The 22,904-nt window shown below is 65.2% G+C and carries 24 protein-coding genes, 1 tRNA gene, 1 other RNA gene and 4 pseudogenes; 19 read left to right on the top strand and 11 right to left on the bottom strand.

Translation table 11 applies throughout. The features are described 5' to 3' along the window. Window positions 1-13 precede the first annotated feature (13 nt). Window positions 14-1,197: pseudogene (gene metZ, locus GT370_RS13320) on the bottom strand (O-succinylhomoserine sulfhydrylase). Window positions 1,198-1,445: 248 nt separating this feature from the next. Between metZ and GT370_RS13325 the strand changes: the two are divergent. The 5 genes from GT370_RS13325 (at window position 1,446) to GT370_RS13345 (ending at window position 3,908) form a co-directional block, all read left to right on the top strand. Then, window positions 1,446-1,519 (top strand) — tRNA-Gly (locus GT370_RS13325). Window positions 1,520-1,713: 194 nt separating this feature from the next. After that, entirely contained in the window at window positions 1,714-2,163 is a 450-nt protein-coding gene (locus GT370_RS13330; protein WP_270183208.1) for a M28 family peptidase, read from the top strand. Then, entirely contained in the window at window positions 2,073-2,864 is a 792-nt protein-coding gene (locus GT370_RS13335) for a hypothetical protein (RefSeq protein ID WP_270183209.1), read from the top strand. Before GT370_RS13330 ends, GT370_RS13335 begins: the two co-directional genes overlap by 91 nt. Continuing rightward, window positions 2,840-2,968 carry a hypothetical protein gene (locus GT370_RS13340; RefSeq protein ID WP_270183210.1) on the top strand — a complete coding sequence of 43 codons (129 nt, stop codon included), beginning with the start codon at window positions 2,840-2,842 and terminating at the stop codon, window positions 2,966-2,968. Before GT370_RS13335 ends, GT370_RS13340 begins: the two co-directional genes overlap by 25 nt. 406 nt (window positions 2,969-3,374) lie before the next feature. Further along, window positions 3,375-3,908 carry a hypothetical protein gene (locus GT370_RS13345; RefSeq protein WP_008494135.1) on the top strand — a complete coding sequence of 178 codons (534 nt, stop codon included), beginning with the start codon at window positions 3,375-3,377 and terminating at the stop codon, window positions 3,906-3,908. Window positions 3,909-3,986: 78 nt separating this feature from the next. Here GT370_RS13345 and hrpB read toward each other — a convergent pair. After that, window positions 3,987-6,377, bottom strand: a pseudogene (gene hrpB / locus GT370_RS13350) (ATP-dependent helicase HrpB). A 49-nt stretch (window positions 6,378-6,426) separates the two neighbouring features. Between hrpB and GT370_RS13355 the strand changes: the two are divergent. From GT370_RS13355 to GT370_RS13375, 5 genes are all read left to right on the top strand, one after another. Further along, the gene (locus GT370_RS13355; protein ID WP_270183211.1) at window positions 6,427-6,984 is read left to right on the top strand and encodes a protein-disulfide reductase DsbD domain-containing protein; all 558 of its coding nucleotides are present in this window, start codon (window positions 6,427-6,429) and stop codon (window positions 6,982-6,984) included. Continuing rightward, the gene (locus GT370_RS13360; protein WP_270183212.1) at window positions 6,981-7,469 is read left to right on the top strand and encodes a hypothetical protein; all 489 of its coding nucleotides are present in this window, start codon (window positions 6,981-6,983) and stop codon (window positions 7,467-7,469) included. Before GT370_RS13355 ends, GT370_RS13360 begins: the two co-directional genes overlap by 4 nt. A 19-nt stretch (window positions 7,470-7,488) precedes the next feature. Continuing rightward, window positions 7,489-8,313: a thioredoxin family protein gene (locus GT370_RS13365; protein ID WP_270183213.1), complete on the top strand. Its 825-nt coding sequence runs from the start codon at window positions 7,489-7,491 to the stop codon at window positions 8,311-8,313. An 82-nt stretch (window positions 8,314-8,395) separates the two neighbouring features. Next, window positions 8,396-9,055, top strand: a complete 660-nt coding sequence (locus tag GT370_RS13370; protein ID WP_008494129.1) for a class I SAM-dependent methyltransferase — start codon at window positions 8,396-8,398, stop codon at window positions 9,053-9,055. A gap of 5 nt (window positions 9,056-9,060) precedes the next feature. After that, entirely contained in the window at window positions 9,061-9,444 is a 384-nt protein-coding gene (locus GT370_RS13375) for a lysozyme inhibitor LprI family protein (protein ID WP_008494128.1), read from the top strand. Window positions 9,445-9,446: 2 nt separating this feature from the next. Here GT370_RS13375 and GT370_RS13380 read toward each other — a convergent pair whose 3' ends face one another. Continuing rightward, window positions 9,447-9,704 (bottom strand): usg protein, encoded by a 258-nt coding sequence (locus GT370_RS13380; protein WP_008494127.1) that lies wholly within the window; start codon window positions 9,702-9,704, stop codon window positions 9,447-9,449. A gap of 268 nt (window positions 9,705-9,972) precedes the next feature. Between GT370_RS13380 and groES the strand changes: the two genes are divergently transcribed. The 3 genes from groES (at window position 9,973) to GT370_RS13395 (ending at window position 12,618) form a co-directional block, all read left to right on the top strand. After that, on the top strand, window positions 9,973-10,266 hold the full coding sequence (gene groES / locus GT370_RS13385) for a co-chaperone GroES (RefSeq protein WP_008494126.1): 294 nt from the start codon (window positions 9,973-9,975) through the stop codon (window positions 10,264-10,266). A gap of 64 nt (window positions 10,267-10,330) precedes the next feature. Then, window positions 10,331-11,977 (top strand): chaperonin GroEL, encoded by a 1,647-nt coding sequence (gene groL, locus GT370_RS13390; RefSeq protein ID WP_008494125.1) that lies wholly within the window; start codon window positions 10,331-10,333, stop codon window positions 11,975-11,977. 101 nt (window positions 11,978-12,078) lie between these two features. Beyond that, window positions 12,079-12,618: a hypothetical protein gene (locus tag GT370_RS13395; RefSeq protein ID WP_144052736.1), complete on the top strand. Its 540-nt coding sequence runs from the start codon at window positions 12,079-12,081 to the stop codon at window positions 12,616-12,618. A 104-nt stretch (window positions 12,619-12,722) separates the two neighbouring features. Here GT370_RS13395 and GT370_RS13400 read toward each other — a convergent pair whose 3' ends face one another. Further along, window positions 12,723-13,208 (bottom strand): hypothetical protein, encoded by a 486-nt coding sequence (locus tag GT370_RS13400; RefSeq protein WP_144052735.1) that lies wholly within the window; start codon window positions 13,206-13,208, stop codon window positions 12,723-12,725. 200 nt (window positions 13,209-13,408) lie between these two features. On the opposite strand from GT370_RS13400, the gene GT370_RS13405 reads away from it, so the two are divergent. Together GT370_RS13405 and GT370_RS13410 are read left to right on the top strand one after the other, a co-directional pair. Next, entirely contained in the window at window positions 13,409-14,401 is a 993-nt protein-coding gene (locus tag GT370_RS13405; protein ID WP_008494121.1) for a radical SAM protein, read from the top strand. After that, the gene (locus tag GT370_RS13410; RefSeq protein WP_008494120.1) at window positions 14,401-15,432 is read left to right on the top strand and encodes a hypothetical protein; all 1,032 of its coding nucleotides are present in this window, start codon (window positions 14,401-14,403) and stop codon (window positions 15,430-15,432) included. Before GT370_RS13405 ends, GT370_RS13410 begins: the two co-directional genes overlap by 1 nt. Before the next feature lie 62 nt (window positions 15,433-15,494). Here GT370_RS13410 and GT370_RS13415 read toward each other — a convergent pair whose 3' ends face one another. The 5 genes and pseudogenes from GT370_RS13415 to GT370_RS13435 form a co-directional block, all read right to left on the bottom strand. Beyond that, window positions 15,495-16,088 (bottom strand): nitroreductase family protein, encoded by a 594-nt coding sequence (locus GT370_RS13415; RefSeq protein WP_008494119.1) that lies wholly within the window; start codon window positions 16,086-16,088, stop codon window positions 15,495-15,497. Between the two features lie 214 nt (window positions 16,089-16,302). Beyond that, the gene (locus tag GT370_RS13420) at window positions 16,303-17,127 is read right to left on the bottom strand and encodes a CHAP domain-containing protein (RefSeq protein ID WP_008494118.1); all 825 of its coding nucleotides are present in this window, start codon (window positions 17,125-17,127) and stop codon (window positions 16,303-16,305) included. A 308-nt stretch (window positions 17,128-17,435) separates the two neighbouring features. Further along, window positions 17,436-17,786: a RidA family protein gene (locus GT370_RS13425; RefSeq protein WP_008494117.1), complete on the bottom strand. Its 351-nt coding sequence runs from the start codon at window positions 17,784-17,786 to the stop codon at window positions 17,436-17,438. 11 nt (window positions 17,787-17,797) lie between these two features. Further along, on the bottom strand, window positions 17,798-18,124 hold the full coding sequence (locus GT370_RS13430; protein WP_008494116.1) for a hypothetical protein: 327 nt from the start codon (window positions 18,122-18,124) through the stop codon (window positions 17,798-17,800). Between the two features lie 52 nt (window positions 18,125-18,176). After that, window positions 18,177-19,173: pseudogene (locus GT370_RS13435) on the bottom strand (NAD(P)H-quinone oxidoreductase). Window positions 19,174-19,237: 64 nt separating this feature from the next. Here GT370_RS13435 and GT370_RS13440 point away from each other — a divergent pair. Next, window positions 19,238-19,528: a hypothetical protein gene (locus tag GT370_RS13440; protein WP_270183214.1), complete on the top strand. Its 291-nt coding sequence runs from the start codon at window positions 19,238-19,240 to the stop codon at window positions 19,526-19,528. Continuing rightward, window positions 19,459-20,391 carry an ABC transporter substrate-binding protein gene (locus GT370_RS13445; protein WP_270183215.1) on the top strand — a complete coding sequence of 311 codons (933 nt, stop codon included), beginning with the start codon at window positions 19,459-19,461 and terminating at the stop codon, window positions 20,389-20,391. The genes GT370_RS13440 and GT370_RS13445 overlap by 70 nt, the downstream gene beginning before the upstream one ends. 20 nt (window positions 20,392-20,411) lie before the next feature. Here GT370_RS13445 and GT370_RS13450 read toward each other — a convergent pair whose 3' ends face one another. Together GT370_RS13450 and GT370_RS13455 are read right to left on the bottom strand one after the other, a co-directional pair. Continuing rightward, complete coding sequence (locus tag GT370_RS13450; RefSeq protein WP_270183216.1) at window positions 20,412-20,930, bottom strand: dihydrofolate reductase; 519 nt, start codon at window positions 20,928-20,930, stop codon at window positions 20,412-20,414. Further along, a pseudogene (locus tag GT370_RS13455) lies at window positions 20,890-21,674 on the bottom strand (thymidylate synthase). The gene GT370_RS13450 and the pseudogene GT370_RS13455 overlap by 41 nt, the downstream one beginning before the upstream one ends. Window positions 21,675-21,816: 142 nt before the next feature. Here GT370_RS13455 and ssrA point away from each other — a divergent pair. Continuing rightward, window positions 21,817-22,199, top strand: a transfer-messenger RNA (tmRNA) gene (gene ssrA, locus GT370_RS13460). A gap of 161 nt (window positions 22,200-22,360) precedes the next feature. After that, window positions 22,361-22,663: a putative quinol monooxygenase gene (locus GT370_RS13465; protein ID WP_008494109.1), complete on the top strand. Its 303-nt coding sequence runs from the start codon at window positions 22,361-22,363 to the stop codon at window positions 22,661-22,663. The last annotated feature ends 241 nt before the right edge of the window (window positions 22,664-22,904 follow it).

The raw sequence follows: 22,904 nt of genomic DNA on the forward strand, positions 1-22,904 counted from the left end.
CCCTAAAAACTTTTTAGACCTTATCCAAGGCCTGGGCGAGGTCCTCGACCAGATCCTGGGCATCCTCCAGCCCCACCGACAGCCGGATCGTGCCGTCAGTGATGCCGAGCTTCGCCCGCTCCTGCGCGCCGATCTTCATATGCGTTGTCGTCGCCGGATGCGTCGCCAGGGATTTGGTGTCACCAAGGTTATTAGAAATCGTGATAACCCGGAACGCGTTCATCATGCGGAACGCCTCCGCCTTGCCGCCTTGCAGCTCGAACGCCACCAGCGTGCCGCCGCCGCTCATCTGGCTCATCGCCAGCTCACGCTGCGCGAAGCTCGCCAGGGTCGGGTACAAAGCGCGCTTGATCTTCGGATGGCCATCCAGGAACTGCGCCACCTTTTCGGCAGTCTCGCTCTGCGCCTTCACCCGCAGCGCCATCGTCTCCAGACCCTTCAGGATCACCCAGGCATTGAAGGGCGAGAGCGACGGGCCGGTATTGCGGAAGAAGGGCTGGAACACCTCCTCGATCCATTTTTTCGAGCCGAGCACGGCGCCGCCCAGCACCCGCCCCTGCCCGTCCATATGTTTGGTGGCGGAATACACCACCACATCCGCCCCCAGCTCCAGCGGCTTCTGCAGCAGCGGGTGGCGAAGACGTTATCCACCACCACGACCGCCCCGGCCGCATGCGCCAGCTTGGAGACGGCGCGCAGATCGACAATATCGAGCATCGGGTTGGAGGGGCTCTCCAGCAGCACCAAAGCGGTGGGCTGGCTCAGCGCCGCCGTCCAGCCTTCCATGTCGGCGCCATCCACGAACACGCCTTCAATCCCGAATTGCGGCAGCAGGGTGGAGATGATCCAGTGGCAGGAGCCGAACAGAGCGCGCGAGGCCACCACCCGGTCGCCGGTCTTCAAGCCGCACATCACCGCGCTATGCACCGCCGCCATGCCGGTGGCGGTGGCGCGGCACGCCTCCGCCCCCTCGATCTTGGCCAGGCAATCCTGCAGCATCGTCACCGTCGGGTTGGCGAAGCGCGAATACTGGAAATGCTCGACCTGGTTGGCGAACACCGCCTCGGCCAGGTCAGCGCTTTCATAGGTAAAGCCGGAGGTGAGGAACAAGGCCTCGCCATTCTCGTCCAGATTGGTGCGGATGCGCCCGGCATGGATCAGGTCCGTGGCAAGGCGGGTTTTCGGCGTGTCGGACATCTTCGGTGGCCCATCTTTCAAGCGCGGTGCGGACAAACTCTGTCCGGCCCGGGCCAGGCGGGGCGCGCGCAACCCTCCGCCGGGCCTCTTTAGCGCTTATTTTGCTCCGTCCCGCCAGGGGACGCCTCGCCGCAATCCGGCCGGACAAATCACGAGGTGCCCCAACGCCTAGCCCTCCGGGGGAGCGCGGTCAATGCTCCAACATGGCTTGCGCAGCCAGACGGGCTCGACTATGTACGCCCTCACGGGCGGGTATGATGTAATGGTAGCCTGCTAGCTTCCCAAGCTCGATGCGCGGGTTCGATTCCCGCTACCCGCTCCAGTTTCCCGTCCGGCGATGCCCGCCGACGGTTGAAAAACCCCTGAAATTCCTGTATTTTTCCAACCGTCACTGATTGTCCGTGACGGCGATGCTGGATGCCAGGCCGAAGCATATCCGCTTGTCGCACCGCCATCGTCCCCCGCACCTCTCCGGCGCCTTGCCGCCACCCACGATAACGCCTGGACCCGCCGCCCATGAACCAGCCCGCCGCCATCCAAGCCACCATCCGCGAGACGATCAGCCGGATTTTGACGCGGGTGAACGCCCTCTCCGCCGGCGGCCCGGGCTGGACCCGCCCTTCCTACAGTGACCTGGAATCCAGCGCCCACGCCCTGATCGAGGAAGAGGTGCTACGCCTTGGGCTGGAGGTCTCGCGCGATGAAGCTGGCAATCTCTTCGCCCGGCTGCGGGGCAGCGACCCGGCCGCGACCCCGCTTTATGTCGGCTCGCATCTGGATACGGTGAGCCAGGGCGGCGCTTATGATGGCCAGGCGGGTGTCGCCGCCGCCATGGCGCTCGCCGCCTGCTTCCACGCCACCGGCACCCGCCGAAGATGGATTTCGTCGTCACCGTCACCCGCGCGGAAGAGAGCGTCTGGTTTCCGGCCTCCTATATCGGCTCGCGCGGGGCGTTGGGCCGGCTGACCCGGCAGGATATGGAGGTGACGCGCGCCGATACCGGGCAGAGCCTGGCCGAACATATGCGCGCCCAGGGCTACGACCCGGAAGCGGCGCTGGCGCGGACCCCGCCGCCCCCGGCGCAATTCCTGGAATTCCATATCGAGCAGGGGCCGGTCCTGCACAGCGCCGGCGAGCCTTACGGGCTGGTCACCGCGATTCGCGGCGGGCTGCGCTACCGTAACGCGCGCATCGATGGCGTCTGGGCGCATTCCGGCGGCGCCCCGCGCGAAGGGCGCGCGGATGCGGTGATCGCCTTCGCCGATCTGGCGATGGCGATGGAGCAGGTCTGGGACGAGATGCTGGCGCAGGGCCATGACCTGACCGTGACCTTCGGCAGGGTGGACGCCGCCAGCCCGGTCCATGCCATGGCCAAGGTGGCCGGGACGTTGGAATTCTGTGTCGATCTGCGCTCCGAAAACAACGCCACGCTGGACGAGGCGGAGCGGCGGCTGCGCGCGGAAATCGCCCGCATCGAAATCGCCCGGCCCGGCATAGGTTTCCAGCTCGGCGCGCAAAGCCGCAGCCAGCCGGCGCAGCTTTCCGAGGCGATGGTGGCGCTGGCGGCTTCCGGCGCGGCGCGGCTGGGCCATGCCCCCGGCGCATGCGCGCCGGCGGCGGCCATGATGCCGCGGCGTTCGCGATGGCCGGCTGGGAGAGCACGATGATTTTCATCCGCAACTGGAATGGCAGCCATAATCCGGATGAAGCCATGGACGAGGCGGATCTGGCCCTGGCGGTGGAAGCGCTCTGGGCGGCGCTGACCCCGTAAGAGGCGATTTGGGAAATTCCCAAAAGTTTTACGGCTATCTCAGATAACTTTCAGGCATATACGGTCAACGCCTTGAAGGATCAGCATTATTTCGATCATTGCAGGGTTTCGCCTTTTGCCCGTGGCGTCAAGGGCGCGCGGCTTCGCCGCGCGTCGCCGAAGGCGAGTAAACCCCTTGACGCCACGGGCAAAAGGCGAAGAGACTCGGGATCGACATAATGGCCAGATGAATGAAGATCTGGGACAGCCCCAAAATTTTGTGGTTTTGCATGACGTTTTTGAAAACGAACACCATTCGAAACAGTAAATTACGAAGCTGTAAGGCATCACTTTTCGAAATTTTTTATTAATTCCTTCTGCGCATCATCCTTGTCACTTCAAACTTCGCCAAGGATGGAAACCGTTCATGGACCTCCAGACTTCCACGCCCTGGGAGCAGCGGCACGCCCCGCCGCATCCGGTGGAAACCGGCTCCTACCTATCCCGCCGCACCCTGCTGCGCATTCCCGGGCAGCCCTTCCGGCATCCGTGCCGCATCACCGATTGTTCGGTAGCCGGCTACCGCGCCGTCATCCTCTCACCGCGTCCGGATGCCGGGCGGCATTTCTCCACCGGCCAGGAGGTGGAACTGGAACATGCCGATGGCTGGCGCCGCATGGTCGGCGTGCGCTGGGTGAACGGCAATGTGCTTGGCCTGGAAATCCTCAACCCGGTCACCCGAATCATCATCCCCCGCGAAAATGGCGAGCCCGAGCCGCATGATTGCGATCTGCTGGGCGTTCATGGGGAGCTGTTCCGCGTCACCATTCCCGATGAGCCGAGCCTGTGCGACCAGTTCAGCCTGGAGCTGCCGAATGGCGAGACCTTGCAGGTGCGGGTGCGCTGGGCCATGCAGGGCGAAATCTGCTTGCAACCGGTTCGGCCAAACTGGCGGCTGTGAGGCTGCCGGCGCCAGCGCATCGATACACTGCGCCGCAACCGCGGCCACCGGGCCTGGCCGAAATGAGGCGATGAAATCTTATCCGCGCCAGGGCTCTTCCGGCCAGTCATGCTTGGGATAGCGCCCGCGCATATCGCGCCTGGCATCCGCCCAGCCGCCGCGCCAGAAGCCGGCGAGGTCGGCGGTGATGGCGATCGGCCGTTGCGCCGGGGAGAGCAACGCCAGTTGCAGCGGAATTTTGCCCCCGGCCAGTTGCGGCGTCGCGTCCGTGCCGTAAAACACATGCGCCCGGGCGGAGGCGACGGGCAGCGGGCCGGAATAATCGATCCGCACCCTTCCATGTTTGAGGTTGAGTTCGGCGGGCAGTTCCTTGTCCAGGCGGGTGGCCTGTTCATGGCTCATCAGACCGCGCAGCAGGCTATAAAGGTCCAGACCCTTTGCCTCCTTCAGCGTCGTCATCCCGGCGAGATAGGGGGCCAGCCAGTCCTGCACGGTGGCGGCGAGGGTAGCGCGGGAGAGGTCCGGATAGCTGTCATCCACCCCGCGCATCACCGCGACGCGGGCGCAGAGATTTTCCGCCGCGTCGGTCCAGTCCAGCTGCTCCAGCCGGGTGGAGAGCGCCTGCGCCAGGGCGGCCTGGATTTCCTCGGGGTTGGGTGCTGCCGCGCGGTCGCGCAACACCAGATTGCCCAGCCGCACCCGCTCGCGCACCGAGACATTATTGCTCACCGGATCGAACCCGGTCTCGCGCGTGGTCTTGCAGCGGGCGCGCAGGAAATCCGGCAGATCATCCGCATCCAAAGCCGCGCCCAGGCGGATTTTCGCGCCCTTGCCATCCAGCGACGCCACCGCCAGCAGCCGGTTGCGGGCCAGCGGGTCGGCGGCCGGAAGATTGCCGGCGCCGCCCCCGGAGAGCCGGTAAGAGCCATCCGCCCCGCGCGCCTGGGCGATGCGGTCCGGAAACCCGGCGGCGACCACCGGCCCCGGCGCGCCAAAGCCGGGCAGGCTCCCCAGCCCCAGCCGGTTGCGATAGATCTTCGCCGCCTGGCGCACGCGCGAAAGGATGGCGCGGTCGCCCTCGCCGCGCCCGGCCAGTACGTCCAGGCGCAATTGCAGATCCGCGCTGGCGGTCTGGGCGAGGAAATCGCGCTCTTCCAGGATCGCGGCGATGTCGGCGGCCAAAGCGCGGGTGGGTTTGTCCGGGGCGGCCAGCATCATCGCGGCCAGGCGCGGTTCGGCGCGCAGCCGGGCCATCTCCCGGCCCAACGCCGTGATCCTGCCCGCCTCATCCAGCGCCCCCAGCTGCGCCAGCAGCGCCTGGGCGGCTTTCAGCGCGCCGTCGGGCGGGGCGTCCGGGAAGGGCAGATCGCCCGGCGCCTCGCCCAGGCGGCGCAGGCCAAAGCCAGGCCGGAGAGCTCGGCGGCGAAGATTTCCGGCCGGTCGAAGGGCGGCAGGCCGCGATTCAGCGCGTCCGACCAGAGCCGGATCGCCACACCCGGCCCCAGCCGCCCGGCGCGGCCGGCACGCTGCGCGGCGGCGGCCCGCGAGATGCGCTGGGTGGTCAGGCGGGTCAGGCCGGAATTCGTGTCCAGCACCGGCGCGCGGCGATAGCCACCATCGATGACGATGCGCACGCCGGGCACGGTGAGCGAGGTCTCGGCAATGGAGGTGGAGAGCACCACGCGGCGCTCCTCATGCTGGCGCAGCGCCTTGTCCTGCGCCTCGCGCGAGAGATCCCCATGCAGCGGCAGCACCAGGGCCGGGCAGCGTTCCAGCGCCTGCGCGGTGCGGCGGATCTCGGCCATGCGGGCAGGAAGACGAGAATATCGCCGGGATGCGCCACCAGCGCCTCGCGCACCGCCTTCGCCGCCGCCTCCGGCAGATCGCGCGGGGACATGATGTCCCGCTTGGCGTGGATCACCTCAACCGGGAACATCTTGCCCTCGCTGCTGATCACAGGCGCCGCCAGCAGGGCGGAGAGTTTTTCGGCCTCGGCGGTGGCGGACATCGCCAATATGCGCAGCTCCGGGCGCAGGCCGCGCTGCAAATCGCGCACCAGCGCCAGCGCCAGATCCGCCTCCAGGCTGCGCTCATGCACCTCGTCGAAAATCACCAGCCCGATGCCCTCCAGCCCCGGGTCGGAGAGCAGGCGGGAGGTGAGCAGTCCTTCGGTGATCACCTCGATGCGGGTATTGGGGCCGACGGCACTCTCCAGCCGGGTGCGGAAGCCCACCGTCTCGCCCGCGACCTCGCCCAGCAGCTCGGCCATGCGCATCGCCGCGGCGCGGGCAGCGAGGCGGCGCGGTTCCAGCAGCAGGATTTTGCCGCCCATGCCCGCTTCCAAAGCCGCCAGCGGCACAGTGGTGGTTTTGCCCGCCCCGGCGGGGCGACCAGCACGGCATTGCCGCCCGGCTGGCCCAGCGCTTGCAGCAGGGCGGGCAGGGCTTCGGCGACGGGCAGATCGGTCATCATCGCGCCCGGATAGCAGAGAGCGCGCGCCCATGCGATATTCCCGGCCATGCGCTGCCTCGCCCTGCTCGTCTTGCTGTTCCTGCCGCATTTCGCCCAAGCGGCGGCCAGCGCGCCTTATGTAACGCCGCGCGATCAGGTGCGGCTGGTCTCGGAAACCAACAGCGCCACGGATGGCAAATTGCAGCTGGCGCTGCAGTTCAAGCTCGCACCCGGCTGGCATATCTATTGGAAAAACCCCGGCGATGCCGGCTTTCCCCCCGCCGTCAGCGCCGCCGCGCCGGTGACGCTGGGCGCCCTCGATGACCCGCCGCCCGATTATTTCCTGCAGGACGGGATCGCCGCCTATGTGCTCTCGGGCGAGGCGCTGCTACCCTTCACCGCCAGCGGGATCAGCGGCGACAGCCTCAGCGTGAATGCACGCTGGCTGGTCTGCGCGGATGTCTGCGTGCCCGAACATGCCAGCTTCACCCTGCCCCTGACGGGCGGGGCGTCCGCCGAGGCCGGGCTGTTCCCCGCCGCCCCCAGCATCGTCCCCTCCCCCTATAAAGCGACGCTGACGCCGGATGGCACGCTGCGGCTGGACGGGGTGGGGCGCAGCAGGTGAAAGCCGCGCATTTCTTCCCCGACTCGGCCAGCGCCCTGGTGAACAGCGCGCCGCAAACCTTGGGCTTCGGTGCGCATGATCTGACGCTGCACCTGAAACTGGCCGGCCCTGCCACGGCAGAGTTGACCGGAGTTCTGGAACTCACCGATCCGAGCGGGCGGATGCAGGCGCTCGCCATCGCCACCAGCCCGGCCCCACCCGCCGCGCACGCCCCCTGGTGGCTGCTGGCCCTGGCCGGCGGGCTGATTCTGAACCTGATGCCCTGCGTGTTCCCGATTCTGGCGATGAAGGCCGCCGCCTTCGCCCGCATGGGCGGCGCCGCCCATGCGCATATTCGGCGCGAGGCACTGGGCTATACGCTGGGCGTGCTGGGCTCGATGGCCGTGCTGGGCGGCGTGTTGCTGGGGTTGCGCGCCGCCGGGGTGGCGGCGTTCTGGGGTTTCAGTTCCAGTCGCCAATTTTCGTCGCTCTGGCCGCCTGGGTGATCCTGGCGGCGGGCTGAGCATGGCCGGGCTGTTCCATCTCTCGATGCCGGGCTTCATCGGCCGGCTGCCGGCGCAGCATAGCGTGCTCACCGGGCTGCTGGCGGTGCTGGTGGCCACACCCTGCACCGCGCCCTTCATGGGCGCGGCCATCGCCGCCGCTTTGGCGATGCCGGCACTGCCCGCCATGGGGCTGTTCCTGGCGCTGGGGCTGGGGCTGGCGCTGCCGATTTTGATCCTCGCCTTCATCCCGGCCCTGGCCGCTGCCCTGCCCCGCCCCGGGCGCTGGATGGCATGGGTGCAGAAGCTCCTCTCCCTCCCGATGTTCGCCACCTGCCTCTGGCTGGGCTGGGTGCTGTTCCGGCAATCCGGCCCGCTGGGGCTGGCGCTGCTGGGGCTGGGCGGGCTGCTGCTGGGGTTCAGCCTGGCACGCAAGCCGGTTTTCGCGCTGCTGGCGCTGGTGCTGCTGCCCTTCCTGCCCAGCGCCCCGGCCGGCGCCAGCCTCACCTTGCCCGGCGCGCAGCCTTACAGCGCCGCGCTGCTGGCGCAGCTGCGGGCGCAGCACCGGCCGGTCTTCATCGACCTCACCGCCGCCTGGTGCATCACCTGCCAGGTGAATGAGCGCACCACGCTGGAAGCCGCGCCAGTGCGGGATCTGTTCAAGGACAAGCATGTCGCGCTGCTGGTGGGGGACTGGACCAACCGCGACCCGGCCATCACCGCCTTGCTGACGGCCAGCCACCGCGCCGGCGTGCCGCTCTATCTCTATTATCCGCCGGGCGGCGCGGCGGCGATTTTGCCGCAAATCCTCACCCCCGGCATCGTGAAAGCGGCGCTGCAAGGTTAAAAAACCTTTACGGCCATTGCGCCTGAGCCCAATCCGCGCAAAATTCGGTTACGATAAAATGACAGGCGTCAAGGACTTGAGGATGCAGGATGTCTCCGGCGCGGCGCTGTCCGGCCCACGCGCGAAACTGGATGCTGACAGCATCAAAGCCACCTATTCACGCTACGCGAAATCCTATGACAGCTGGTTCGGGCTGGTCTCGGGCCACGCGCGCCGCGCGGCGGTGGCAGCGGTGAACGCGGCCCCCGGCGCCAAGGTGCTGGAGGTGGGGGTGGGCACCGGGCTGGCGCTGCCGCTCTACAGCCCGGCCAAGCGCATCACCGGCATTGATTTGTCGGACGACATGCTGAACATCGCCCGCGACCGCGTGGCCGAGATGGGGCTGCGCCATGTCGAGGCGCTGGAAGAGATGGACGCGCAGGCGACCAGCTTCGAGGATGGCAGCTTCGATGTCGCGGTGGCGATGTTCGTCGCCTCCGTGGTGCCGGACCCGCGGGCTTTGGTGGCGGAGCTGCGCCGGGTGGTGAAGCCGGGCGGGCGGATTTTGTTCGTCAACCATTTCGCCCGCGAGTCGGGGCCGATCTGGTGGATCGAGCGCGCCATGGCCCCGGCCTCGAAGCCGCTGGGCTGGCACCCGGATTTCCGGCTGGACCATATGTTCAAGGCCGCCGACCTCGCCCAGGCGCGGATCACGGATATGCGGCCGATCGGGCTGTTCCGGCTGGTGGAGCTGGTGCGCTAACCGCCATGCGCGGCATCATCCTGGTGGCTGGCCTGCTGCTGACCGGCCCGGCTTTGGCGCAGAACTGCGCCGACACGCAGACACAGACGGATCTGAATATCTGCTCCTATCAGGCGTTCCAGACCGCGGATGCGGCGCTGAATGCCAGCTACCGCACGCTGATGGCGAAACTCTCCCCGGCCGGCCAGACCGGCCTGCGCGAGGCCGAGCGCGACTGGGTTGCTTACCGCGACGCGCAATGCGGCTTCGAAACGATGGGCACGCAAGGCGGGAGCATCCACCCGCTGGTGCTCAATCAGTGCGAAACGGCGTTGACCCAGGCCCAGACCAGGCGGCTGGAAGCGCAGCTGCACTGCCAGGAGGGCGATGTCAGCTGCGGCGGCCAATAAAGCTAATGCAGCGTCAGCAGCTGGGCGTTGCGCCAGCCGGCGGGCTTGATCAGCTCCGCCTGGCCGACGCGAACCGAATGCAGCTTGCCATCCAGGTTGGCGGCCCAGAAATCCAGGAATTTATGCAAGGCGGGGAATTTCGGCGCGAGATCAAGCTCCTGCCAGATATAGCTCTGCAACAGGCCCGGATGGTCCGGCAGATGATAGAGGATCTCAGCGGTGGTCAGGCGGTAGTCGCGCATCTGCAAGGCAAGGGACATGCTTGGCACTCTCTCTTGAAGTCAGTGTTGGCAATCCCCGGGTTTCACCAGACTGCCACACACAGCCCCCTGCTGCGCAACTATAATCTTCAACGAAACCAGCAACTTAGCACTCAAAACCGGGAAGTGCTGCCGTTCTTGACTTACACTGCCGGCACAGGCTACATCTCTGGCACTCCTTCCAATGGAGTGCTAACAGCCGCGGTGCCGCACGATTGGGCCGGACAGGCTGGGAAGCTTTTAAGACATAATGTTTAGGAGCGATCATATGGCGAATTTCCGCCCCCTGCACGACCGCGTCGTCGTTCGTCGCATCACCCCCGAGGAAAAGACCGCGGGCGGCATCATCATCCCCGACACCGCCAAGGAAAAGCCGCAGGAAGGTGAAGTTGTCGCTGCCGGTTCCGGTGTGCGCAACGAGGCCGGCGTGCTGGTCGCGCTGGACGTCAAGGCGGGTGACCGCGTGCTGTTCGGCAAATGGTCCGGCACCGAGGTCAAGCTGAACGGCGAAGACCTGCTGATCATGAAAGAATCCGATATTCTCGGGATCGTCGCGGCCTGATTTTGAATGGTGGCCTTGAGGCCGCCGTCATCAGACGCTCAATTCAATTCAAGGAGCTAAACACATGGCTGCTAAAGATGTCCGTTTTGGTTCCGACGCGCGCGACCGCATGCTGCGCGGCGTCGATACCCTCGCCAACGCCGTCAAGGTGACGCTGGGCCCGAAGGGCCGTAACGTCGTCATCGAGAAATCCTTCGGCGCCCCGCGCATTACCAAGGACGGCGTGTCCGTCGCCAAGGAAATCGAGCTGTCCGATAAGTTCGAGAATCTGGGCGCGCAGCTGATCCGCGAAGTCGCCTCCAAGACCAACGACCTGGCCGGCGACGGCACCACCACCGCGACCGTGCTGGCTCAGGCCATCGTGCGCGAGGGTGTCAAGGCCGTGGCTGCTGGCCTGAACCCGATGGATCTGCGCCGCGGCATCGACAAGGCGGTTACCGCCGTCGTGGAAGAGCTGAAGGCCCGCACCAAGAAGATCACCAACCCGTCCGAGACCGCGCAGGTTGGCACCATCTCCGCCAATGGCGAGACCGAGATCGGCGAGATGATCTCCAAGGCGATGCAGAAGGTCGGCAATGAGGGCGTGATCACGGTTGAGGAAGCCAAGGGCATCCAGACCGAGCTCGATGTCGTCGAGGGCATGCAGTTCGACCGCGGCTATGTCTCCCCGTACTTCATCACCAACCCGGAGAAGATGGTTGCGGACCTCGAGAGCCCGTACATCCTGATCTTCGAGAAGAAGCTCTCCCAGCTGCAGCCGATGCTGCCGCTGCTGGAAGCCGTGGTGCAGACCGGCAAGCCGCTGCTGATCATCGCCGAGGATGTCGAGGGCGAAGCCCTGGCCACCCTGGTCGTGAACAAGCTGCGTGGCGGCCTGAAGATCGCCGCCGTGAAGGCGCCGGGCTTCGGTGACCGCCGCAAGGCCATGCTGGAAGACATCGCCATCCTGACCGGTGGCCAGGTGATCTCCGAGGATTTGGGCATCAAGCTCGAGACCGTGACCCTGAACATGCTGGGCCGCGCCAAGAAGGTCCTCATCGAGAAGGAAAACACCACGATCGTCGAGGGTGTGGGCGCCAAGGAGGACATCACCGGCCGCGTCAACCAGATCCGCGCGCAGATCGAGGAGACCACCTCGGACTACGACCGTGAGAAGCTGCAGGAGCGTCTGGCGAAGCTGGCCGGCGGCGTTGCCGTCATCCGCGTCGGCGGTTCGTCCGAGGTTGAGGTGAAGGAGCGCAAGGACCGCGTCGACGACGCGCTGCATGCGACCCGCGCCGCCGTTGAAGAAGGCATCGTGCCGGGCGGCGGCGTCGCACTGGCCCGCGCCTCCAAGGTGCTGGACGGGCTGAAGGCCGAGAATAACGACCAGCAGACCGGCATCGAGATCATCCGCCGCGCCATCCAGGTGCCGCTGCGCCAGATCGCCGAGAACGCTGGTGAAGACGGTGCGGTCATCGCCGGCAAGGTGCTCGATAATAACGAGTACGTGTATGGCTACGACGCCCAGTCCGGCGAATTCAAGGACATGGTCGCCGCCGGCATCATCGACCCGACCAAGGTTGTGCGCACCGCCCTGCAGGACGCCGCCTCCGTGGCCGCTCTGATCATCACCACCGAAGCCGGTGTTGTTGAGCGCCCCGAGAAGAAGGCCCCGATGGGCGCCCCCGACATGGGCGGCATGGGCGGCATGGGCGGCATGGATTTCTAATCCAGCCCTCCAGGTTGAAACAGGAAACCCCGGCAGCGATGCCGGGGTTTTTTGTTGGGCGCGGCGCTGTTAGACAAGACACATCGAGCGAGGAGATGAGCGTGGCGGCGTGGCGTGGCGCATCGTTGAGAGCAGGGTTGGTGCTGACATGCCTGCTGGGGCCGTTGCAGGCGCGGGCGGCGTCTTGCGGGATATATGGCGCGGTTTATGAGCCCAGGCCGCAACCCGCCCTGCACGATCCGGACCAGCCAGCCTTCTATCGGCTGACCATCCGACACCAGACGGCGGCTGCGGCGGGGGCGCGTTGGGTGTTCCAGCTCTACACCCCCAACGGCAAAACCTTGCAGACCGAACTCGCCATGGACGAGACCTGCCCGAACGGCAAAGGGCTGTGCCAACTTGGGATTTCGGGGGATGCGGGGACATCCTCCGCCATCGTGACGTTACATCGCGATTTCAGCCCCGCCAACATGCAAGAGAACGCCCCCTACGCCATCATCCTACCCGGCTTCGCCGCTGCAAATTGGGTGTTTGCTAAATCCGATCCTGCGATGATGGCGATGCGATTTTTCGATAAATCCGACGCCTATCCGGATTTGAGCCAGGCGGTGACGTGGGTGCGGGTCGCGTGCGGAGGGTAGCCGCCCTGGGCTTCAGCTTCACGCCGACGCCATGAAGCTGATTATAGCCGACGCCGCCAATCCGTGAGTCAGCCTTCGCGGACGCCAGCAAGACAAACATCACCTTAGCGGCGCTTATGGGACGCGGGGAAAAAGCCTGCCGGCAAGGTGTAAAAGTCATTCCCATCGAGGCTTTGGTAGAGGGAGGATTTGCCGCCAGGACCTGACGCACCTGCCGTGCGCCAGAAATATAGCCCTGTCGGACATGGATCGGTAGGCGCTGGTTGGGTGGCCGCGGTGATTGCCGCCTTCACAAACGCAAGATAACGCGCCTGCCGTGGGTCCGATAAATCGGCCGCAATGCTCAACTTCGCATCAATATTAGCCTGTATGGACGCAGGTAAAGTCGGGTAGGTGTTAAACCCGGCAAACTGTACCCCAAAGCCCGCCGCTTTGATGATCTGCGTCAGCGTGGTCGCACCCGGCGCCCCAAACATCCCCGGGTGGCGCAAGCGATTTTCCAGAACGCACCGCATCAAACCCATCGCCTTGAGCGTTAATGTCGCCTCTTTGTGCGGGCCAGCCGCCTCATTGAGGAACAGATTTGCCATTGCGCCGGCGTCGGTCGTCGAAATCGGCATCGTAAAAAGCGATGTAACAGGTGATCCCATCGAGCTTTTTCTTGTTTCGATCGCCGGTTCATCTCACGGCCAAAGCTGATGAACAAGAGAGACGACAGAGCGTCACAATTTGAGTTTTTCACTGTTTTCTTTATTGTCTTGGTATTTCACCAGCCAGAAAGCCCCTCCGCGTGGATAAACCGACCCTTCCCGAGCGCCTCGATACTTTAGGAGCGGGCCTGCGCTTCGCCGGCAAGGCGATTTTCACGCGCTATACGCCGCTCCTGGCGCAGATGGTGGTGACGCGGCGCTGCAACCTGGCCTGCGGCTATTGCAATGAATATGACGATTTTTCGGCCCCCGTGCCGCTGGCGACCTTGATCGCGCAGGTGGACCACCTGGCGGATCTGGGCTGCGCCTCGCTCACCGTCACCGGCGGCGAGACGCTGCTGCACCCGGATCTGGACAAGGTGATCCGCCATGCCCGCGACAAGGGCATGATCGTGACCATGATCACCAACGGCTTCAAGCTCTCCAAAAGCTGGATCGAGCGGCTGAACGCGGCGAAGCTGCAGGGCATGCAGATCAGCATCGATAATCTGATCGCCGACGATATTTCGATGAAGAGCCTCTCGTCGGTGGAAGGGCGGCTGAAGCTGCTGCAGGAGCATGCGAAGTTCAATGTGAATGTGAACTCGGTGCTGGGTGTCACCGGTGAGCGCACGCAGGATGTGATCACCATCGCCGAGACCGCGGCGAAATACGGGTTCCAGCATTCGGTGGGCGTGCTGCACGACCATTCCGGGGCGCTGAAGGCGCTCTCGGACGCGCAGATGGCGGCGTACCGGAGGGTGACGGAGATTTCGCCCTCGATGGTGCACACGCTGAACTACAAGCTGTTCCAGAAGAACCTGATGCAGGGCAAGCCGAATGATTGGAAATGCCGGGCGGGGGCGCGCTATCTCTACATCACCGAGGATGGGCGGGTGCATTATTGCTCGCAGCAGCGCGGCTATCCGGCGAAACCGCTGCTGGAATACACGCGCGAGGACATTAAGCGCGAATACCATACCAAGAAGGATTGCGCGCCGACCTGCACGCTGAGCTGCGTGCACCAGATGAGCCTGTTCGACGGCTTCCGGGGCAAACAGCGCGAGGCGGATCTGAAGCCCGCTTTGGTCTGATGTATTCCGAACAGGATCTCGACGAAGCGGTTCAACACGGGGCGATCACCGCGCAAAATGCGGCGGCGCTGCGCGAGTTCGTCGCGGCGCGGCGGCAATTGCCGGCGGTGGATGAGGAATATGTCCGGCTGTTGAGCGGCTTCAACGATATTTTCGTCTCCATCGCCATCGCGCTGGTCGGCATCGCCACCTTCGTGCTGGCCGGGGATGCCTGGTCACGCGGGCTGGCGATGGCGGCGGAAGCCTGGGTGATGGCGGAGTATTTCACCCGCCGCCGGCGCATGGCGCTGCCGAGTATTTTGCTCCTGCTGATGTATGCGCAGGGTGTCGCGCTGCTGCTGATGCATGTGATTGGGGTTTATGTGGCCGATCATTTGCTGGCGTTTCTGCCTTATGGGCGGGTGGGAACCAAGAGCGGGCTATACCTCACCACCGGCTTTACCGCCGGGTTCGAGGCGCTGGCGATTTACGCGCATTGGTGGCGGTTCAAGGTGCCGATCACGGTGGCGGCCGGGTGCGGGGCCTTGGTTGGGCTGGTGGTGTTTCTGGCGCTGGGCTTCGCGCCGGGGCTGCTGCCTTATTGGCCCTGGCTGATGATCGCGGGCGGGCTGGCGGTGTTCGCGGTGGCGCTGTGGTGGGACATGTCGGACCGCGCCAGGATCACCCGCCGGGCGGATGTGGCGTTCTGGCTGCATCTGCTGGCCGCCCCCATGCTGGTGCATCCGGCGTTTTATCTGCTGGGGCTGTTGCAGGGCGGCGGCGATGCGGCGATGGCGGTGGCGCTGTACGCGGTGCTGGCAATGGTGGCGCTGCTGGTGGACCGGCGGGCCTTGCTGGTCTCGGCCCTTGGCTATGTGATTTATGCGCTGGCGCATGTGCTGCGCCAGTCCGGCAGCGAGGCGCAGAGCCTGGCGGTGACAGCGCTGATCGCCGGCTGCGCGCTGCTGTTATTGTCCGCCTTCTGGCACCGCGTAAGGGTCGCGCTGCTGCGCCTGCTCCCCGTTTCGCTAACCGCGAAACTCCCCGCGTAAAAGAGCAAAAGTTTTTAAGGGGGTTTGGGGGATTTTTTCAAAAATCCCCCCAACTCTTACTTTCAGAACCCGCCTTCGAAGGCCAATTCCGTCACCGGCTTGCGCGGGCTCGGCGCCTCGCGGGCCTGCAAAGCTTCCGGCAGCTGGTCCTTCGGCCCCTGCTTGCCGATCACCAGCCCCATCTCGACCTTGTAGCCGGCCGGGACTTTCAGCTCGGTATAGATCTTCTCCAGCTCGATGCCGACCATGCCGTGCGCGAACCAGCCCATGGCGGTGGCCTGCAGCGCCAGGCAGGCCCAGGCGGCGCCGGCGTCGAAGGAATGGCTGTAGGACGGCACCGGCGTTTCCTTGCCCGGCACCATCATGGTCTCGGAGGAGACGATGAAGACGATGGCCGAGCCGGTCTTTGCCCAGCTCTGGTTGAACGGGTTCAGCAGGCCCAGGAACTTGTCCCAATGCGCATTGTCGCGGCGGGCATAGAGGAAGCGCCAGGGCTGGGAATTATAGGAGGACGGGGCCCAGCGCGCGGCCTCGAACATGGTGCGCAGATCATGTTCGGAAATACCCTCGCCATTGAAGGCGCGCGGCGACCAGCGCTCAAGGAAAACCGGCTCGATCGGGTGGTCGGCGGTACGGGAATTGGCGGTCAGGCTCATGCATCGCTCCTATAAGTACGAGGCTGTTTGAAAAGCCACTCTGGCGGCCGCCAAGCGGCGGTTTGCTGCGCGCCGGTGCTCACGTACCTTAAGTACGCTCCGCTCCGGTGCTCGCAAATCACCACGTGGCGACTCACCATAGCGACTTTTGAAACAGCCTCTAAGACGCGGGGCGAGCTTAGCCGAACCTCAGATGAGAGGCAAAAACGCTGCCTTATTGCAGGTTGCGGTTGGGGGCTTCGGCGGCGACCGGGCGGGCCACTGGGGCTTCCGCGACCTCGTTGCGGCCATTGCTGGTGGAGGCGATCACCGTGCCGGTATCGGCATGGTTATAGATGAAGCCGTAGGTCGGGTAGGTGGAGCCCATGGTGCGGGTATCGCCCAGCTCAACCTGCACCGCCGACCAGTTATTGTCCGGGGAAACGTCCTGGACGGTGACGTCATTGGTGATCGAGCCCGGGACCCAGTTCGCCTGCGTCACCAGGATGGTGCGCGGGTCGAGCACGGCGGTGACGACGGCGACATGGCCGAGCGGCATGCGGCCGATGGAGCGGAAATTCAGCACGGCGCCGACCTTCGGGGTGTCGCCGCGCTCATAACGGCCGGCGGCTTCGGCCCACCAGAGGAAGGCATCGCCGGAGAGCTGGATATGCGAAACCTCGCGCGCATAAGGCACGCACTGAATATAGGAATGGCGATATTCGGCGGCGATTCGGGCGCGGTGCGAGAGATGCCGGCTGGCGACATAATGCAGCTCATGCACGCTGCGGCGGCTGGCTTCGTGGGTGTGGCTGATCTCGTGGCGGCTCTGCGCCACATGGCGGATCACGTGGTGGGTTTCGCGCGCGGCCACATGGGTGTTGATGTGATGGGTCTCATGCGCGACGCGGCTGCTGGTATGGTGCACCGTGCTGTGGGCGATATGGGAGACGTGGGAGACGCTGTGATGGGTGGAAGCCTTGGCGGCGGCGGGGCAGAGGGCGGTTATCGCGGCCACGGAAACACCCGCAGCCCAGGCGGCAACGCCCTTTGTCATCATCCTGTTCGCCTTGTTCCCAGCCATTTCGTGTCCACCCGATCCGTACGAGACGCAAACAAACTATGACGATTTGCTACGGGTGGATTGCAGGAGGCGCAACCCATGACTGCGACAAAATTACAACAGATACATAAATTCGATGATCTGAGTGTCATCTGGCTGTTATGTTTAAGACAATTTTCCTAAACGCCGAAAACGCAATCTTTCCAGGCCAGAACCGGGTTTTTTAAGCGAGTCTTAACAAAAAAGGGAGCGTGGAACGCTCCCCAAATCGTTCATTCTAAAAAAGAATGAACGGCCGGTAAAAATCAGCGGCAGGCCGTGACCATGATCTCCACCAGCCAGGCCGGATCGGCCAGCTTGGCCTCGACGCAGGCGCGCACCGGGGCTTGGCCTTCCGGCAGCCATGCGGTCCAGACTTCATTAAGCGCGGCGCGATCTGAAATATCCTTTAGCCAGATATGCGCCTGGAGCAGGCGGGTATTGTCGGTGCCATGCGCTTCCAGCAGGGCATCGATCTGGTCCAGCACGTCCTTGGTCTGGGCCTTGATGTCGCCGCTATTATCCAGCGGGCCGACGCCCATGGTGTAGACGAATCCGTGATATTCGACGGCCTTGGCGAGAACCGGGCCGGCCTCGGTGCGGATGATACGGCTCATGAAAAACTCCGTTAGTTGACGATATGCGGGGTGACGACCGGCACGTTGTTCACGCTGGGGCCGCCATTCTGGTTGCCGAACTGCACGCAACGCTGAATCTGCTGATAGCGGTCATTCATCGCCCCCATCTGCTCGGACTGGAACAGCTGGGTCGGCGCGCCGAAACGCTGGCCATCCTGCAAGGTGCGGGCCTGCAGGTTGACCGTGCTGTTCTGATAGGCCTGGTTGGCGCTGGCGGTGCAGGCGGCCCGGTTGGCGGCGTCGGCCTGGCTTTGCGGCGGGCTGGCGCAGCCGGCCAGAAGCAGAGCGGCCGCCAGCGCGGCAAGATGCGGTTTCATGCGATAAGGCTTCCGTTGGTCTGCGCCAGCCATATCGGCTTTGCCGGAAAACTCAACCGGCCAGGTCCAGCAAAATCTTGCCGATATGGGTGCTGGCCTCCATCAGCGCGTGCGCCTGCGCCACCTGCGCCAGGGGAAACACCTTGTCGATCACCGGGGAGACCTTGCCCTTGGCCAGCAGCGGCCAGACATGATGCTTCAGCGACGCGGCGATATGCGCCTTCTCCTCGGCGCTGCGCGGGCGCATGGTGGAGCCGGTGATGGTCAGGCGCTTGGTCATCACCGGCAGCAGATCGATCTCGGCCTTGGCGCCCTGCATGAAGGCCACCTGCACCAGCCGCCCGCGCGGGGCGAGGGATTTGATGTTGCGCTGGGTATAAGGCGCGCCGACCATATCCAGCACCACATCCACCCGCGCTGATCCGTGGCCTGGGCGATGACCTCCTGGAAATCCTGGGTCTTGTAATTGATCGCGGTGGCGCCGTAGCGCTCGATCACCGCGCATTTCTCGTCCGAACCGGCGGTGGCGAAGACGCGCGACCCCTGGGCGCGGGCCAGCTGCAAGGCGGTGAGGCCGATGCCGGAGGTGCCGCCATGCACCAGCAGGCTCTCCTGCGGGGCGAGCTGCGCCATGTCGAACAGATTGGCCCAGACGGTGAAAAAATTCTCCGGAATCGCGGCGGCCCTGAAGGCGTCATACCCGTCCGGCCAGGGCAGGCACTGGCCCGCCGGCACCGCGACATATTCCGCGTAGCCGCCGCCATTGCACAGCGCCGTCACCTTATGGCCGGGATAAAACCCGCTCGCCATCTCGCCCAGCGCCACCACCTCGCCGGCCACTTCCAGCCCCAGAATCGGGCTGGCACCGGGCGGGGGCGGGTAGAGCCCCTTGCGCTGCTGCACATCCGGCCGGTTCACCCCGGCCGCCTGCACGCGGATCACCACCTCATCCGGCCCCGGCACAGGCACCGGGCCATGAGCGATCACCATCGCCTCCGGACCGCCGGGGTGGGAAGATCGACAAAGCGCATCGTCTCGGGAAGCATCATGGCGCCATATCGACGCCTTCGCCCGGCTTGCGTCAAGCCATCGCCGGTGCAAGGTAGGCGGCGCATGAGCCCCCTTCCCCGCCGCGCCCTGCTGGGCACTGGTCTGGCCCTGGCCCTGCCCGCTTTGGGCCGCGCCGCCAGCACTGCCCAGAAGCCGCCCGCCCCCACCCCGCCGAAAGCGCGCTTCGGCGCCGCCCTGCCCTTGACCGGCGCCGAGGCGCTGCAGGGAGATGAGGCGTTGCGCGGGATTTTGCTGGCCATCGCGGATGTGAACGCGGCCGGCGGGTGGCCGGCCAGCCTGTCGCCTTCACCAGCGCGGATATGTCCACCCAGGCCAGCGCCGCCACCGCGGTGAACGGGCTGCTCACCCAATCCCACGCCAATCTGCTGCTGGGCAGCGGCAGCTCCGCCCTCTCCTACCCGGCGACGGCGGCGGCGGAGCTGGCGCAGACGCCGTTCATCGAGCTGACCGCCCCGGCGGATGGCATCATGACCCGCGGCTTCAAATTCCTGCTACGCACCGCGCCCACCACCAGCATGATCGGCGGGTTGGCGGCGGCGACGGTGCAGGCGCGCTTCGCCAAGCGCAAGCTCGGGCTGCTGTTCAATACCGGCGCCACTGACGGGGCGATCGCGGCGGCGACGCTGACGGCCCTGGGCAAGGCGGGGCAGAGCGTGGCGCTCTCCGCCGGCTATCCGACGGATGCGGCCGGGCTTTACGAGCAGGTGGGGCGGATGATGCGCGCCAAGGTGGAGGTGCTGCTGCACGCCGCCGGGCCGGATGATACGCTGGCTTTGTTCCAGGCGATGAGGAACCTGAATTGGCGGCCGGATGCGCTGCTGGGCTGCGGCAACGGCTACGGGCTGCGCGATACCCAGGTGGCGCTGGGCGGGGCGCTGAACGGCACCTTTGTCATCGCCGCGCCGTTTTTCCCCGGCCCCGCCCTGGCGGTGGCGAAAGCCTATGAAACCCGCTTCGCGGTGCCGCCACGCTCGGCGGAAAGCTGCACCGCCTATGTCGGCGCCAAGCTGACCTTCGACACGCTGAACGCGGCCGGCGGCGACCCGGCGAAGCTGCTCGCGGCGCTGCGCCAGCTCAAGCTGGCGCCGGGCGCGCTGGCCAATGGCTTCGGCGCGCAGTTCGACGCCAGCGGCCAGAACATTGCCAGCTTCGTGACCCTGCAGATCTGGAAAGACGGAGCGCTGGTCCCGGTCTGAGTCGCACTTGCCCTGGCGTCTCAGGCGCGGCGCAGATAGTCGCGCAGGACGCAGCCCGGCGCCTGCGCCCGCAACACCCGCTCATGCACCAGCCGCCACGCTTGCGCCGGGAAATCCGGGAAGAACGTGTCGGCATCCGGCACGTCGAGCGCGACCTCGGAGATCAGCAGACGGTCGGCAAGCGGCAGCATCTCCTGATAGATCCGCGCCCCGCCGATGCCGTAAACCCGATCATGGCCACGCTCATAGGCCAGCGCGATCGCCGCGCCGACATCCGGCGCCACCAGCTCCGCCGCATTCGGCCGCGCCGAGACGACGATGTTGAGCCGCCTGGGCAGCGGCTTCACCGGCAGGCTCTCCCAGGTCTTGCGGCCCATGATCACCGCCCCGCCCAGCGTCTCGCGCTGGAAGGATTTCAGATCCTCCGGCAGCTCCCAGGGATAGCCCCCGCCCGGCCAATGGCGCCGTTGCGCGCCCGGGCGACGATCAATGTCAGCATCAGACCGCCACCGGGGCGCGGATCGCCGGGTCTGGCTCATAGCCGAGGATCTCGAAATCCTCGTAGCGGAAATCGAAAATCGAGCTGACCTGGCGCTTGATCCGCAAGCTGGGCAATGGCTTGGGCGTGCGCGAGAGCTGCAATTTCACCTGCTCCATATGGTTGGAATAGATATGTGCGTCGCCCAGCGTATGCACGAAACCCCCGGCTCATAGCCGGTGACATGCGCCAGCATCACCAGCAGCAGCGCGTAGGAGGCGATGTTGAACGGCACCCCCAGGAACATATCCGCCGAGCGTTGATAGAGCTGCAGATGCAGCTTGCCGTTGAGCACCCGGACCTGCCACATCGTATGGCAGGGCGGCAGCGCCATTTGCGGCACATCGCCGGGATTCCAGGCGGAGACGATCAGCCGGCGGCTATCCGGGGTTTTCTTGATCATCTCGACCAGCTGCGCGATCTGGTCGATCTCGCGGGCGCGGTAGAGCGGGGCGCCATCCTGCGCCAGCCCCGCCGGCTCCAGCGCCGGAAAGGCGCGCCACTGGCGGCCATAGACCGGGCCGAGATCGCCATTTGCATCGGCCCATTCATCCCAGATCGTCACGCCATTCTCGTTGAGGTAGCGGATATTGGTGTCCCCGGCGAGGAACCAGAGCAGCTCATGGATGATCGAGCGGATATGCAGCTTCTTCGTCGTCACCAGCGGAAACCCGTCCGCCAGCCGATAGCGCGATTGCAGCCCGAAATAGGAGATTGTGCCGGTGCCGGTGCGGTCACTCGACATCTCGCCCAGCTCCAGCACCGTGCGGAGGGCATCGTGATATTGCTGCAAGGCTCACCTCAATCTTTGCGCGCGGGCCGCATCCCAAAGCGCGGCGTATCATCCCCCTCTCTCCCATACCGGGCCGAGTCTGGCCAGCACGGGGGCTCTTTCACAAACCGCGAAGGGCGCCTATATCAGCCTCGTCAGCTTGCTGACTATGGCGATAAACGGTGCGTGGAATAAGCGTTGTGGACCCGGGGCGGTACCCGGCGCCTCCATATTCTCTTGCGGCCCTTCGGGGCCGCCGCGGCCTGATTCAGACTTCGCGGCGTTCGCCGCTACGTCATCAGGACGCGATCACGGGGGATTTGCGGGGGCGAAATAGACTCGACACGCGTGGTAAAGACCCATCTTTTGCCCGGCATTGTACCGCCGTTATCGGGCTAATTTTTAAATGCGAACGATAACAACGTTGCATTCGCTGCAGCTGCCTAATCAGTAGCTAAAGCGCGGCTCGGGGGCGCCGGGCAACAGAAGCCCCCCACTCCGCGGATCGGCGTTTCGGCCCGCATTGTGCCAGAGCGGCGCAACCTTGCCCGCGATCCCCGCCGCGATATCATCCCTCCCGCGCATCCCGGCCCTGCCAGATCTGGGGCCGCGCGCCACCCGCAGACAGAACTGACCCAAAACAGACAGAGGAACCCCTCATGGTGGACAATAAAATCGTCTATGTCTTCGCGACCCTGACCGCCGCCCCCGGGCGCGGAACCGAACTGCGCCTGACCCTGGAAGAGCTGGTCACCGCCACCCGCCAGGAGCCGGGCAATGTCACCTACACCCTGCACGAAGCCACCGACGCGCCCGGCACCTTCATCGTCTATGAGGCCTATGCCGACCAGGCGGCGGTGGACGCGCATATGGCCAGCGCGCATCTGAAAGCCGCCCTGTCCGCCGCCGGCCCGCTGCTCGGCAGCCCGCCGGTGATCATCGCCGCCAAGCAGATCGCTTAGGCGCTGGCTATCCGCGCCGCCGAAGAGGACAAAAAAAAGGCGGTGCACAAAAGCACCGCCAAGTTTAGGGAGGAAACGTCCAAGAAATAGGAGAGAACACTCATCCTATGGGTGGAGTATATAACTGGCCGGATGAAACGGCGAAACCGGCCAATTCGCAGCGCAGCAATACCAAAAAGCTGGGCTAATGAAGTTTTCTTCATAAGCTTAGTATAGATTAATTTACCCCCTCCCGGCGCAT

Source organism: Acidocella sp. MX-AZ03 (assembly GCF_027626035.1).
GTDB lineage: Bacteria > Pseudomonadota > Alphaproteobacteria > Acetobacterales > Acetobacteraceae > Acidocella > Acidocella facilis.

What these genes read in the sequence shown, in the direction of transcription:
- GT370_RS13370 (WP_008494129.1), top strand. Translation starts at nt 8,396, where the DNA reads ATGCAGGATGTCTCCGGCGCGGCGCTGTCCGGCCCACGCGCGAAACTG.
- GT370_RS13450 (WP_270183216.1), bottom strand. Translation starts at nt 20,930, where the DNA reads ATGAGCCAGACCCGGCGATCCGCGCCCCGGTGGCGGTCTGATGCTGAC.
- GT370_RS13425 (WP_008494117.1), bottom strand. Translation starts at nt 17,786, where the DNA reads ATGAGCCGTATCATCCGCACCGAGGCCGGCCCGGTTCTCGCCAAGGCC.
- GT370_RS13380 (WP_008494127.1), bottom strand. Translation starts at nt 9,704, where the DNA reads ATGTCCCTTGCCTTGCAGATGCGCGACTACCGCCTGACCACCGCTGAG.
- GT370_RS13430 (WP_008494116.1), bottom strand. Translation starts at nt 18,124, where the DNA reads ATGAAACCGCATCTTGCCGCGCTGGCGGCCGCTCTGCTTCTGGCCGGC.
- groL (WP_008494125.1), top strand. Translation starts at nt 10,331, where the DNA reads ATGGCTGCTAAAGATGTCCGTTTTGGTTCCGACGCGCGCGACCGCATG.
- GT370_RS13340 (WP_270183210.1), top strand. Translation starts at nt 2,840, where the DNA reads ATGGCCGGCTGGGAGAGCACGATGATTTTCATCCGCAACTGGAATGGC.
- GT370_RS13335 (WP_270183209.1), top strand. Translation starts at nt 2,073, where the DNA reads ATGGATTTCGTCGTCACCGTCACCCGCGCGGAAGAGAGCGTCTGGTTT.
- GT370_RS13415 (WP_008494119.1), bottom strand. Translation starts at nt 16,088, where the DNA reads ATGAGCCTGACCGCCAATTCCCGTACCGCCGACCACCCGATCGAGCCG.
- GT370_RS13420 (WP_008494118.1), bottom strand. Translation starts at nt 17,127, where the DNA reads ATGATGACAAAGGGCGTTGCCGCCTGGGCTGCGGGTGTTTCCGTGGCC.
- GT370_RS13330 (WP_270183208.1), top strand. Translation starts at nt 1,714, where the DNA reads ATGAACCAGCCCGCCGCCATCCAAGCCACCATCCGCGAGACGATCAGC.
- GT370_RS13410 (WP_008494120.1), top strand. Translation starts at nt 14,401, where the DNA reads ATGTATTCCGAACAGGATCTCGACGAAGCGGTTCAACACGGGGCGATC.
- GT370_RS13440 (WP_270183214.1), top strand. Translation starts at nt 19,238, where the DNA reads ATGAGCCCCCTTCCCCGCCGCGCCCTGCTGGGCACTGGTCTGGCCCTG.
- groES (WP_008494126.1), top strand. Translation starts at nt 9,973, where the DNA reads ATGGCGAATTTCCGCCCCCTGCACGACCGCGTCGTCGTTCGTCGCATC.
- GT370_RS13345 (WP_008494135.1), top strand. Translation starts at nt 3,375, where the DNA reads ATGGACCTCCAGACTTCCACGCCCTGGGAGCAGCGGCACGCCCCGCCG.
- GT370_RS13400 (WP_144052735.1), bottom strand. Translation starts at nt 13,208, where the DNA reads ATGGCAAATCTGTTCCTCAATGAGGCGGCTGGCCCGCACAAAGAGGCG.
- GT370_RS13365 (WP_270183213.1), top strand. Translation starts at nt 7,489, where the DNA reads ATGGCCGGGCTGTTCCATCTCTCGATGCCGGGCTTCATCGGCCGGCTG.
- GT370_RS13355 (WP_270183211.1), top strand. Translation starts at nt 6,427, where the DNA reads ATGCGCTGCCTCGCCCTGCTCGTCTTGCTGTTCCTGCCGCATTTCGCC.
- GT370_RS13375 (WP_008494128.1), top strand. Translation starts at nt 9,061, where the DNA reads ATGCGCGGCATCATCCTGGTGGCTGGCCTGCTGCTGACCGGCCCGGCT.
- GT370_RS13465 (WP_008494109.1), top strand. Translation starts at nt 22,361, where the DNA reads ATGGTGGACAATAAAATCGTCTATGTCTTCGCGACCCTGACCGCCGCC.